Annotated in this window: 9 protein-coding genes; all 9 read right to left on the bottom strand. The window is 62.1% G+C overall.

Features of this window, described 5'->3' with window-relative positions:
• Positions 1 to 73: 73 nt before the first annotated feature.
• The gene (locus tag QMK32_RS10960) at positions 74 to 1,036 is read right to left on the bottom strand and encodes a D-2-hydroxyacid dehydrogenase (RefSeq protein WP_283474927.1); all 963 of its coding nucleotides are present in this window, start codon (positions 1,034 to 1,036) and stop codon (positions 74 to 76) included.
• Entirely contained in the window at positions 1,033 to 2,484 is a 1,452-nt protein-coding gene (locus QMK32_RS10955; RefSeq protein WP_349307560.1) for an MFS transporter, read from the bottom strand. Before QMK32_RS10955 ends, QMK32_RS10960 begins: the two co-directional genes overlap by 4 nt.
• A 98-nt stretch (positions 2,485 to 2,582) precedes the next feature.
• Entirely contained in the window at positions 2,583 to 3,806 is a 1,224-nt protein-coding gene (locus QMK32_RS10950; protein WP_283474925.1) for a M20 family metallopeptidase, read from the bottom strand.
• Positions 3,803 to 5,074: an aminotransferase-like domain-containing protein gene (locus QMK32_RS10945; RefSeq protein ID WP_283474922.1), complete on the bottom strand. Its 1,272-nt coding sequence runs from the start codon at positions 5,072 to 5,074 to the stop codon at positions 3,803 to 3,805. Before QMK32_RS10945 ends, QMK32_RS10950 begins: the two co-directional genes overlap by 4 nt.
• 3 nt (positions 5,075 to 5,077) lie before the next feature.
• Positions 5,078 to 6,406 carry a M24 family metallopeptidase gene (locus QMK32_RS10940; RefSeq protein WP_283474921.1) on the bottom strand — a complete coding sequence of 443 codons (1,329 nt, stop codon included), beginning with the start codon at positions 6,404 to 6,406 and terminating at the stop codon, positions 5,078 to 5,080.
• Positions 6,407 to 6,542: 136 nt separating this feature from the next.
• Positions 6,543 to 7,268: a GntR family transcriptional regulator gene (locus QMK32_RS10935; protein WP_283474920.1), complete on the bottom strand. Its 726-nt coding sequence runs from the start codon at positions 7,266 to 7,268 to the stop codon at positions 6,543 to 6,545.
• A 14-nt stretch (positions 7,269 to 7,282) separates the two neighbouring features.
• Positions 7,283 to 8,743 carry an NAD-dependent succinate-semialdehyde dehydrogenase gene (locus tag QMK32_RS10930; RefSeq protein ID WP_283474919.1) on the bottom strand — a complete coding sequence of 487 codons (1,461 nt, stop codon included), beginning with the start codon at positions 8,741 to 8,743 and terminating at the stop codon, positions 7,283 to 7,285.
• The gene (locus QMK32_RS10925) at positions 8,740 to 11,664 is read right to left on the bottom strand and encodes an FAD-binding and (Fe-S)-binding domain-containing protein (RefSeq protein ID WP_283474918.1); all 2,925 of its coding nucleotides are present in this window, start codon (positions 11,662 to 11,664) and stop codon (positions 8,740 to 8,742) included. Before QMK32_RS10925 ends, QMK32_RS10930 begins: the two co-directional genes overlap by 4 nt.
• Positions 11,661 to 12,926: an aspartate aminotransferase family protein gene (locus QMK32_RS10920; RefSeq protein WP_283474916.1), complete on the bottom strand. Its 1,266-nt coding sequence runs from the start codon at positions 12,924 to 12,926 to the stop codon at positions 11,661 to 11,663. The genes QMK32_RS10925 and QMK32_RS10920 overlap by 4 nt, the downstream gene beginning before the upstream one ends.
• Positions 12,927 to 12,955 lie beyond the last annotated feature (29 nt).

The following is a 12,955-nucleotide window of genomic DNA, read 5'->3' as shown; positions in this document are numbered from 1 at the left end:
TTCTTCCAGCAAGATGCGGTGCCCGGTGAACCGAAGTTCCTCGGCCCGACGCTGAGGATCCCCGGGCCCGACGCTACGGAACGAACCCCAACTTCTTGTCGACGACGTTCTGAAGTTTCTCCGCGTTTGCATACCGGTGAAAGTTGGACACGAAGACTTCGGCCAGTTGCCTCCGCCACCCGGTGGCATCCCCGCTCATGTGCGGGGTCACGACGAGGTTCGCGGTGGTCCACAGCGGATCGTCCGCCGAGAGTGGTTCGCTGTCGAAGACATCGAGCGCAGCGCCGGCTACGTGTCCGCTGCGCAGATTTTTCACGAGCGCATCGGTGTCGAGCAGTTCACCCCTGCCGACGTTGACAACCCGCACACCCGGCTTCACCGCAGCCAGAACGCTCGCGTCGACGAGTCCTCGGGTTGCCTCGGTCAGCGGGGCAACCAAAACAAGATAATCGACGTCGTGCACGACGACGCTGAGGTCGGAACTGGCATGAACGACGCCGAAATCGACATCTCCTGCGCGTGCAGTTCTTCCCACGCCCGACACCGTCATACCTACCGCCGACAACAACCGGGCAATCTCGCGCCCGATTGCACCGGTGCCGACGATCATCGCGTGTGCAGTATCGATGCGTTCGGTCTCGCGGTGCTTCCAGACTCGCTGTCGCTGCAGCTCGGCTGACTCCGAAGATTTCTTGGCAAAGCCGAGAATGTGAGCGAGGACGAACTCTGCTATCGGCCTATCGAAAACTCCTCGCGAATTCGTCACCACCACATCCGAAGCCACGAGATCGTCGAACATCAGGGAATCGACGCCCGCAGCGGCAATGTGGATCCACTCGAGCTTGTCGAACCGATCCCACACCTGCCGTACGGCAGGCGAGAAGAAATCCCACAGCAGCAGAACATCCGCTCCGGAGACCGCGTCGCCGAGGGTATCCACCGTCGCATAGCGCACGTCGGCCATTTCGGCCACCGACTCGAGGCCTTCGGGGACATTGTCGGCGTGAAATACCACGACCACCGGCCGAGTCGTCATCTCGACTTGTATCCGACCAGTTCGATGCCCTGAGCGGCCAACTCGGCGTCGTTGTCACCGGGACACTGATTTCCGCGAAGCGAACGCCCGGCCGTCTCCGGCATCAGAAGAATCGGTACGAATGCACTAGCCGCGGCCAGCATCATGTACCAGCCTGGGATCAGGTTCGATCCGGTCCGGTCGATGAGAAATGTCAGAATGAGCGGAGCTGTACCACCGAAGAGTGAAGTGGACACGTTGTAGCCGATTGCAAAGGCGCCGTAGCGAACCTGCGTCGGAAAAAGTGCCGGCAACGTCGAGGATACGCAAGACAACATGATCACGAGGAGAATTCCGAGCCCGAGCAGACCCACGGTCTGGCCGACGATGCCGGTATTGATGATCAGCAGAAACAGCGGAACACTGAACACGAAATAGCCGACACAAGCAGTGAGCAACAGCGGCTTTCGACCGACCCGATCGGACAAGGCACCGATCGGATTGATGATGGCCATCAAGATCAGCATGATGACGACAAGCGTGAAATTCGACTGTGTGGTGCTGTGCCCCAACGTGTCACTGAGGTAGGACGGCAGGAAGGTGAGCACCGTGTAGTACGCAATATTGAGTAGCAGCACGAAACCCATCAGAATGAGGATCCGCTGCCAGTAGGTCATCGTGGACTTCAGCGAGGCGATCGCTCCGCCCTGCGAGCCTTCCGAGATGGTCTCGCCGTCGGCCTTGGCCTCGGCGAATACCGGCGAATCTTCGAGTCGGGTACGCAACCACAGCGCCACCATGCCGAGAGGAAGAGTCAACAAGAACGGAATACGCCAACCCCATGCCTCCATGGTGTCGTCTCCGAGACCGAGGTTCAACAAGGTGCACAGCGTCGCGCCTGCGACAGTGCCTGCCAGCGTACCGAATTCGAGAAACGAACCGAAGAAACCTCGACGCTTGTCGGGCGCATACTCCGCCATGAAGACAGCCGCACCACCGTACTCACCGCCGGTCGAGAATCCCTGCACCAGGCGGCACACCAACAAAAGAATCGGAGCGAAGATCCCGATGCTGTCGAAGGTAGGCAGGATGCCGATCGCCGCGGTCGCCAGGGACATCATCGTCACGGTCAGGACGAGCACCTTTTGGCGACCGATTCGGTCACCGAGAGGTCCGAGTACGATCCCACCGATCGGCCGAATGATGAACGATGCCGCCAGAACTGCGAATGTCGAGAGCAGGCTCGCTCCCCCATCCTCGGATGGGAAGAAATTCGCAGCGATGTACACCGCCAAGTAGCCGTACACGGCGTAGTCGAACCACTCGACGGCGTTACCGAGGGCAGAACCACCGATAGCGAGGTGGAGAGTCTTGGTTTCTTTCGGGGTCAGTTCCTTGGTGTTCGGCGGATACCCTGTGATCGGGTGACCAACTGCATCTACTGTCGGGCTTTTGGGTGACTGAGTCACTGTCCAATACCTCTCGCTTTGTGAAAAAATGGAGCGTCGGGTTGGTCCTGTGCAGCGGTTCACGTTACTTGCGCGTACGTCTCGGTTTCCTACAACCCCTACGTTGTGGCCATAGCACCTGGTAACGCCACACTTCTGCACGCAATCAGTGCATACGCCGCTGCGCTGTCACACAATTGGCGCACCGCCACGGACTCGTTGGGCTGGTGGGCCTGCAATTCGATCTCACCCGGACCCAGCACGATAGCGGGAATACCCATGTCTCGCACAATGAAACCGCCGTCGCACGACGCAGTCCAGATATCGGTGCCGTGATGGCCGGCGGAATCGGCCACTGCAGTGACAGCCGATTGCACGATATCGGAATCTTTGCTGGTCAGAAAGCCTGGCATCTCCATCGAGACGTGCACTGTTACCTCGATCCCGTCGCCGATGATCCCGGCCGCGGCAATGCGTCGATGCAGCTGGGCCGCCACGATCTGAGCATCTTCTCCTGGTAGCAACCGCCGGTCCACGGTGATCACAGCACAGTCGGCAACCATCGAGGTCCCGGTTCCGCCGGAGACAGTACCGACGTTGAACGTTGCTGCTCCCAGCACCGGGTGAGCGCCGGCACGTAGTTCCTCGCCTATCGCGTCGATCACTACGATTATCTGCGCCGCCGCCGAGATTGCATTACGCCCGTTGGACGGCCGCCCTGCATGAGCCGAACGCCCCCGTACGGTGATCTCGAGATTCGCTGCACCTCGACACCCGATGATGGTCATCAGATCCGTAGGTTCGGCGACGATACACCGAGAATAGCTACGGCGCTTGCCTGTTCGTACGAAAGACCCAATTCCCAGTCCGGTATCTTCCTCGTCGACAAGACACGCCAACGATACGGGCGCGGAACCTACTGCACCGCAACGCTTCAGGGCGGCCATAGCGACTACGACGGCCGCTAGTCCACCCTTCATATCGCATGCGCCCCGTCCGTACAGGCGCCCGCCGCGCACTGTTGCCGCGAAGGGATCCCTCGACCATCCGCCTCCTGCCGGTACGACGTCGGAGTGCCCGAGAAACAACACACCAGGTTCTTCGCTTCCCCCGACCGACACCATGACGTTCGGCCGTCCCGGTGCAACCTCGTCGATCTCGATGTCGAATCCGAGCTCGCGGCACGTGTCGGCCAGCACTTCGGCCACGCATTCCTCGGTACCACCGGGGTTTTCTCCCCCCGCATCGATCAGCGCCGACGCCAGCGCCACCAGCTCACCTTCGTCGATCGCAGCCAGTACCCGAGCCTCCAGTTCGGCTCGACTGTTCGATCTTCCCCTCATCGAGTGGAATCGGCATTTCGTCGAATGGCATGTGCAGTCCGCGGCACGGAATCGAGAGATCGAAGCGAGAGCGACTTGTCCACTGCCGCTGCCAGTCGCTTGACGCCCTCGTCGATACGCTCGGGCGAGGAAGATGCAAAACACAGCCGCAGGGAATCTTCGAATTTGCCGCCGACCGACAACGCCGGGCCGGGAATGTAAGCAACGCCTTCGGCAAGAGCGACTTCGAACAGCGCCTGTGTGGACAGCGCGGCGGCGTCGCCTCTCAGTGTCGCCCAGAGAAAGAAACCGCCTTCCGGGTCGGTACTCGAGATCCGATCACCGAAATACTTGTCGAGACTGCGTTGCATTGCGATTTTGCGTGGGCGATATACCGCACTCAACGAACGCAGATGCGTCGCGAGGTGTCCTCGTCGGATGAATTCGGCGATCATTCGTTGCCCCGGAAGGTTGGTGCACGTGTCCATCGCCTGCTTGGCGTTGATCAATAGCTGTCGCGCCTCGGGCGCCGCGTCGACCCAACCGACTCGAAGCCCGGGGGCGATCATCTTGGAAAAGGTCCGCACCGAGAAGAGGAGTGGATCGTTTGGGCTCAGAGATTGGAAGCTCGGGATGTGTTCGCCCTCGAATCGGAGCAGACCGTACGGATCGTCGTCGAGAATGACCGAACCCCATCTGTGCGCCAATTCCAGCAGCAACTTTCGTCGCGCCAGTGACATCGTTGTGCCCGAGGGGTTTTGAAAGTTCGGGATGACGTAAATCATCTTGGGCAGCCGGCCTGCGGCCTCGACCAGATCGGGCAGCGCCTCCACCACGAGGCCGTCGGCATCCATCGGCGCTTCGAGCACGTCGCCCCCGTAGCTCAGGACGGTGGCGGTCCCGTTGGTGTACGTGGGACTTTCGACGATCACGAGATCCCCAGGATCGACGAACAGCTTGCATGCAAGATCGAGGCCCTGCATACCACCGGACGTGATGACGATGCGATCAGCAGACGACGGTTCACCGACCGAATCGAGATATCCCAGGAGCGCGTCGAGCAGGCCCGGGTCGCCCTCGGTGGCCGCGTAGTCCATGGCATCGGCCGTGAGAACGGTAGCGGCGATCTCCGAAAATAGTTCGGCTGGAACGGTTTCCGAAGCAGGCGATCCCATCGCGAACCGGACGATATCGTGCTTTTGAGCGGCGAGAAGCGATGTCGACGAGTCGATCACCGATCCCACCAGCTTGTCGGTGCGCAGGGACCACGGAATGGTGGTGGCGATCATGTCTCACTCCTTCGTCAGTAGTTGCCGCGGGAAATCGGTGAAAGTCTCGACGCCGCGTTCGGTCACGCGAACGGCCTCGGATACCTCGTATCCGTAGTCGTCCATCCACATTCCTCCGATGATGTGGAACGTCATGTTCTCGGTCAGGACCGTGTCGTCGTCGGTTCTGATGCTCACTGTCCGCTCGCCCCAGTCGGGCGCGTAGGCGATACCGATCGAGTACCCGATGCGCGACGGCTTGTGCAGTCCATGCTTGGCAAGACTGACGTTCCATACCTGCGCAAGTTCGGTGGTGCTGGCGCCGGGACGAACGGAGTCGAGGACCTCGTTCAGCGCCTCACCGGTGGCACGAGCCAGGTAGTCGAGCCGCTTGCTCGGCTTACCCAGAACAATCGTGCGGGCCATCGGGATGTGGTAACGCCGGAATACACCGGCAAGTTCGACCACAGTGGTCTCACCTTCGACGAACACCTGATCCGTCCAGGTGAGGTGAGGAGTGTCCGCACCTGCTCCGGTCGGCAGCATCGGCACAATTGCCGGATGGTCGCCACCGAAGTCGACGGTGCCCTTGATCTGCGCATTCATGATCGCCGCCGCCGCGTCGCACTGCCGCAGTCCGACGCCGATCGCATCGAAGGCCGCCCCCATCGCTGATTCGCACACCCGCGCGGCACCCCGCATGAGGTCGATCTCGGCCGGGCTCTTGACGACGCGAACCCAATTGATCAACTCGAACGAGTCGGTGAACTGGTACTCGGGCAGTGACTTCACCAAGGCTTCGAACGCTTTGGGGCTGAAGTAGTAGGAATCCATCTCCAGGCCCACCAGACCGTGGGAGAAGTTGTTGACCACTCCCAGTTCGCGCAATTTCTGTGCAACCCATACGAACGGGTGTGTTTCCTTGCGCTGCACGAATGTTTCCGGGTACCCGAAGGTCTGGTCCTGAGGCAGCCAGGAGGTACGGAATGCGCCGTTGGCGTCCATCTCCCTGGCGAAGAAGTACAGGTCGCCCTCGAGCGGCACGTACAGGACTTGCGGTGTGTAGAAGGAGAGCGCGTTGTAACCCAACAGGTAGTAGAGATTGGACGGGTCCGTGACGATCAGCGCCGTGAGATGCTGCCGGGCCATTCGCTCTCGCACTGTGGCCAGGCGATGGGAGTACTCGTCTTCGGTGAACGTGATCGGCGTGCTGTTGGGAAGGTCTGCATACTCCGCCAGCCCGGGGGCATGGCGTGGACCGACAGCGCTGGTGAATGTGACTGCTGGTTCGACTGGATTGATCGGTTCGACTGGGTGCCCGGACTCGTTCACTCGTACCCCCTTTCGGGGCATCGCGGGAGGCTCGAGGCCTCAAGTGCATTTTGCAGATTGTTGACAATCAGGCTATGCGGAAGAGTCCAGGTGCTGCAAGAGAACTCGTGTTACTTCTTCGTTTCGATCAGTCGCACGCTGTCCACAACGTGCACGCTCAGTCGGCCACGGCGCCGACGCGGCCGCCGAACCCATCGGCAGCCGCCTCGGCCTGCATGGACCGACTCAGATCATGAATCGCAGTGTCCATGTGCTCATGTAAACCTGCTTCGAGTGCAGCCCAATCCGAACCCAGGAGTAGGTCCACCAACAATTGATGCTCCTCGACCAACGCCTCGGGCCGGAAGTAGGCCGTCTCCAAGTTGGCCATACAGATGCGCGCCTCCGCTGCCAATGTGGCGTACATCCTCGACATCCGACTGTTCGACGTCGCAGCAACCATCGCCGTGTGGAACGCCAGGTCCCGCTCGGCCAGACCGAACCAATCCGCTGAGTCGATGAACGGTTGCATCTGGTCGACAATTGCCGACAACTCCGCCGCCGTCGCCTTCAGGACGGTGATCTCGCCGTGGACGAGCGTCCATGCGGCACCGACTTCGATCGCCGCGCGGGCCTCGTATATCTCGGCGACGTCGTCGACGCTGAGCTCGACAACGAACACACCGCGATTTCGGTAGCTGATCAACAAGCCTTCCTGATTCAGCCGCTGGAGCGCTTCGCGAACCGGGCCACGCGAAATCCCCAGCTCGGCAGCAACATTGGCTTCGTTGATCTGCTCGCCCGGTGCATAGGATCCGTCGATGATGCAATCACGAATCTGATCGGCTATCACCATCGACGTATTTCGGGCATCGATCGGGGTCAATCTTCGGGAACCTGACATATGCAAACCTCCTGCTAGGACCTAGGGATTGCGAAGTATTTGTATTCCAAGAACTCGTCGATACCGACTTTGCCGCCTTCGCGGCCGAGTCCGGACTGCTTGACGCCGCCGAACGGGGCAGCGGGGTTCGATACGAGACCGGTGTTGATGCCCACCATCCCCACTTCGAGCCGCTCCCCCATACGCAATGCGCGATCGATGTCCTGCGTGAAAACGTAACCCACAAGCCCCCATTCGGTATCGTTGGCAAGCGCGATCACTTCGTCCTCGGTGTCGTACGGAACGATCGCGGCAACGGGACCGAAGATCTCGGTCGACATGAGATCGGATCGGGCGTCGACATCGTCGAGCACCGTCGGAGGGTAGAAATATCCTGGCCCAGGATCCTCTTGCCCACCCACCACCGCCCGAGCACCGCGCGCGAGTGCATCGTCGACGAGGCGTTGCACCTTGGCGCGGCCGCTGCGATCTATGAGCGGCCCCACTTCGACACCGGGCCGGTTGCCGGCACCGACTGTCAAGGCACCCATGCGAGCAGCGAGCTCGGCAGCGAAATCCTTGGCGAGCGAGCGGTGGACGAGAAACCTGTTGGCCGCTGTGCATGCCTCGCCCATGTTGCGCATCTTGGCCACCATCGCCCCGTCGACGGCCCGGTCGAGATCAGCGTCCTCGGCGACGATGAACGGGGCGTTCCCGCCGAGTTCCATCGACGTCCGCATCACGGTCGGAGCTGCCTGCGCCAGCAAAATCTTCCCGACGGCGGTGGAGCCGGTGAAGCTGATCTTCCGCGCCGAGCCGCTGGCCATCCACGATCCGACGACGCCTGCGGCGTCGGTCGTCGGGACCACGTTGACTACGCCGTCGGGAACCCCTGCTTCGAGGAGGATCGCGGCGAGCGCGAGCGCGGTCAGCGGAGTCTGTTCGGCCGGCTTGAACACCACCGTGCATCCGGCAGCAAGCGCGGGGCCGATCTTTCGGGTGCCCATCGCCAATGGAAAGTTCCACGGCGTCACCAGAATGCTAGGACCGACCGGGGCTCTGGTGACGATGATGCGGTTCTTCCCATCGCCGGTCAGCGTGTGGTCGCCCGAGATGCGGACCGCCTCTTCGGAGAACCATCGAAAGAACTCTGCGCCGTATGCGACTTCGCCTCGGGCATCGGCGAGCGGCTTGCCCATCTCTGCGGTGATGATGGCCGCCAGTTCCTCGGTCCTGGCGATGATCAAGTGGAATGCACGAGAAAGAATCTCGCTTCGAGTGCGCGGTGCCGTCTGCGCCCAGGACTCCTGCGCTTCGACGGCGGCCGCCATCGCGGCCTCTGCATCGCTGATGTCGGCATCGTCGACGGCGGCGATCAATTCGCCGGTTGCGGGATCGATGACGTCGAACTTCCTCCCGCTGTTCGCTGTTCGCCAGGTCCCGCCGATGAACAGCTGGGTCGGCGAGGTGATGACCGGGCGCGTCATGGACGTCATAGCTGATGCCCCTTCCTGGGGGTCTGGGTCGAACGTGTCGAAGGCGCGGGATCGAGGAGTTGCGCGAGGTGCATCGAGGCGGACGCGCTCTGATTGCCGGTCAGTTGGCGCACCTGCATGTGGCAGCTGAAGCCGTCGGTCAGGATCGGCCTGGTCGGATCAGCGCGTCGTACCGCTGGTGCCAGGGCCTGTTCGGCGACTTTCATGCTCATGTCGTAGTGATCCGGTTCGAAGCCGAAGTTGCCTGCCACCCCGCAACAACCGGTCGCTTCGTCGACTCCGCCGATCCCCACGGCAGCAAGCGCCTTTCGCTGTGTGGCTTCGCCGAATACTGCGTACTCGTGGCAGTGGGTCTGCACGGTGACTGCTTCGGGGACGTCGGCCGACGGACTCCACCCCGCGGCTGCCAGCTCGATCACCGCGCCTGCGAAACTCTGCACCCGTGCGGCGACCCGTCGAGCCGCCTCGGTGCCCACCAGTTCGGGCATATCCTTGCGGAGCGTTGCCGCACAGCTCGGTTCGGTGACGACGATCGGCCGATCGGTGCCATCGTCCAGTGCGGCAACAGTTCTGCTCAACTGCTTCTTGGCGGTTGCCAGCTGCCCCGTCGAAATCCACGTCAACCCGCAGCACACGTCGGTCCTGCACTCTGCTGTCCGGTTGCCCTCGACGAGAACGCGAACCGCGGCACCGACGATGTCCGGCCGAAACCCCTTCGTGAAGGAGTCGATGAGCAGGACGACATCACCTCCCGGTACGGATCCCGCTGTCTGCGTGCGTAGTTCCCGTCGCGAGGCGAACCGCGGGAGCGGTCGCTTGGTCGTGAGACCGCCGATTCTCGCAGCGATCACGCCGGTTCGCGGGGACATCGCGCGGTTGAGTACCGGTGCCAGGATCGACGTCACTTTCAACCAGCGTGGCAGCCAGCCCAGCGAGTAGTGCGCCATCGGGCGCAACTTCCCCGCGTAGTGATGATCGAGAAACTCCGACTTGTAAGTCGCCATATCCACCCCGACGGGGCAGTCGGTTGAACAGGCCTTGCAGGACAAACACAGGTCGAGCGATTCCTTGACATCCTTCGAAGCCCACCCTGCCGCGACCGTCGCGCTACTGCGAACCATGTTCTGAAGGACGCGGGCACGCCCACGGGTCGAATCCTTCTCGTCCCCGCTCGCTCGATAGCTCGGGCACATGACGCCACCGGAGGTGGATCGGCAGCGCCCGACGCCGACGCATGCCTGTGTTGCGTGCACGAACGGATCCAAGTCCGGCTTCGTTCCGATCTGATGCAGCTCGAAGGTCGTCTTCCATTCACGATTCGGAACACCCTGCAATGCAAGGTCGTTCATCATCGGCATCGGATCGACGATGCTGCCCGGATTCAGGACGCCCGCAGGATCCCAGATGCGTTTGAACCGCGCGAATGCGTCGAGCATCGAGGTCGAGTACATGATCGGCAGTAGTTCCGACCGTGCCCGACCGTCTCCGTGTTCACCCGACAATGAACCGCCATGCCGGACTACCAGTTCGGCGGCTTCACGTAGGAAGGTCGCCATCACCGCTCTTCCGACGTCACTGCGTTGGTCGAAAGTGATACGGACGTGCATGCACCCGGCGCCGAAATGCCCGTACATCACGCCGGTGAGCGAATGCGCGGCAAGAAGGTCACGGAAGTCTGCGAGGTACGCGGCCAAATTCTCGGGTGCGACTGCGGAATCCTCCCAGCCGGGCCAGGATTCGCCGCCGCCGGCAAGACGCGCCGACAATCCCGCACCATCCTCCCGCACACGCCACAGCGATTTTCGTTCCGCGAGGTCTGCGACGATGCGCCCATCCTTCAACCTGCCGAGCTCACGTAAGCGCTCGAGCAATCGCCCAGCCTTGTCCTCGACTTCGGCGAGGTTCTCGCCATCGAGATCGACGTAGAGCCAGGCGTTTCCCGAAGGCAAGCCTTGAACCGAGTCCGCTCCCCTTCGGTGCTGCATCGTCTCGACGATCTTCTCGTCGATCCCTTCGACCGCCGCCGGCGAAAATTCGAGGATCGTCATGACATCCTCGGCTGCTTCGACGACATCGGCGTATCCCAAACTCAACAGCAGCGCAGCAGGCGGGACAGGAACGAGCGCGACGGTCGCGGCGACGACGATCGCGCATGTACCTTCGCTGCCGACGAGGGCACGTGCGACGTCGAAGCCGTTCTCCGGCAACAACGTCGACAAGTGAAACCCCGAAACCTGCCGTGGAATCCGACCGAGTTCGAGTCGAAAGTCGGCTAGATTGTCCGACACCAGAGTACGGAGTTCGGAGGTGATTCGGGCCGCTGCGGCGACTGCGACGGCGTCGTGAGGATCGAGGGCCGTGACGCCGGAACGTGTCGCCCGCAGCACCACCCCGTCGACAGTGACAATGTCGAGAGCGATCGTGTGGTCGGCTGTCCGGCCGTACCGGACCGAATGATTGCCGCAGGCATCGTTGCCGATCGCACCGCCGACAGTTGCTCGTGATTTGCTCGATGGGTCGGGTGCATAAGTCAACACGCCGCCGCTCGCCCCCGACACGGTCTCGGCGAGTTCCGAGAGCACGATCCCCGGCTCGACCACGGCCGACTTCGATTCGACGTCGATCGAGAGCACGGTATTCATGTGCCGCGAGAAGTCGAGGATCACACCCTCGCCGATCGCGTTGCCTGCCATCGATGTTCCCCCGCCGCGGCTCACGATCGGTATGTTGCCCTTCACGCACGACTTCACTACTGCGCACACGTCCGCGGTGCTGCGAGGAAACACCACGGCGACCGGAGGCACGCGATAGTTCGACGCGTCGTACGAATACTCGGCCAGGCGCCGCGAGGTCACATCGACGTCGACGCCCGTCCTGCGCAGTTCGTCGAGGACCGGTCCGACGCCGCTGATCACCGTCACAATGCGCGCTTCAACGTTCGGGCGATGGCATCGAGCCCCTCGGTCACCTCGTCATCGGTGACGACAAGCGCAGGAATGACTCGTACGACATTGCCGAAGGCGCCGCAGGTAAGCAACAGCAGGCCTTCCGATATTGCGGTCTGCTGGACGCGGCCGGCAGCAGCGGCGTCGGGTTTGCCGTTCTCGTCGACGAATTCGAGGGCCTGCATCAGACCGAGTCCGCGAGCGTCGCCGATGGCCGAGTACTGCGTTTGGAGTGCCACCAGGCCGTCGAGCAGCACGTCGCCCTGTCGGCGCGCGTTCTCGACAAGGCCTTCGTCGCGGACGACGTCGAGCGTGGCCACAGCGGCAGCGGCGGCGACAGCGTTTCCGCCGTAGGTGCCACCCTGCGATCCCGGCCACGCCTTGGACATGAGGTCGGTCGACGCTGCGATCGCCGAGATCGGGAATCCCGAAGCCAGGCCTTTGGCGGTGATCACGATGTCGGGGGTCGCGGTCGAATGCTCGTGGCCCCAGAACTTTCCGGTCCGTCCGACACCGGCCTGGACCTCGTCGACGATGAAGACGATCCCGTGCTCGTCGGCGCGTAGACGCAGCCCTTCGAGGAACGCGGGTGGAGTGGGCAGGTAGCCACCGTCGCCGAGCACTGGTTCGATGATGAACCCAGCGGTGTCTGCCGGGCTCGACATGGTCGCGAGGAGGTAGTCGAGTTCCTGCAGTGCGAAAGCGATAGCGGTGTCCATGTCCCAGCCGTAGCGAAAGGCATAGGGAAACGGTGCGATGTGCACTCCGCCCATGATCGGAGAGAATCCGGACCGGAACTTGGTACCGGCGGTGGTGAGCGACGCCGCAGCAACGGTGCGCCCATGAAATCCGCCATGGAATGCGATGATGTTCGGCCGACCGGTTGCCATGCGCGCCAATCGAATTGCAGCCTCGACGGCCTCGGAACCGGAATTGGCGTAGAAGACACTGTCGAGCCCGGCAGGCAGAACCTCTCCGAGTTTGTCGGTGAGTTCGAGCAGCGGCTTGTGCATGACGGTGGTGTATTGCGCGTGGATGATCTTGCCTACTTGATCACGTGCCGCTTCGACGACGCGCGGATGACAATGCCCGGTGCTGGTCACACCGATGCCCGTGGTGAAATCCAGGTACCGCTTTCCGTCGGTGCCGTAGATCCAGCTGCCCAGTGCATGGTCCACGACAACCGGAGTCGCTTGCTTGAGTGCGGGGCTGAGGTGCGTGCGTGTCGGCGCGGTCATGCGATCCATCGTGGTGGAGCATTTGCAGA

The organism is Rhodococcus sp. H29-C3 (assembly GCF_030063405.1).
In the GTDB taxonomy this organism is placed as follows: domain Bacteria; phylum Actinomycetota; class Actinomycetes; order Mycobacteriales; family Mycobacteriaceae; genus Rhodococcoides.
The sequence above is the reverse complement of the archived record's forward strand: the minus strand, read 5'-3'. Positions and strand labels throughout refer to the sequence as shown.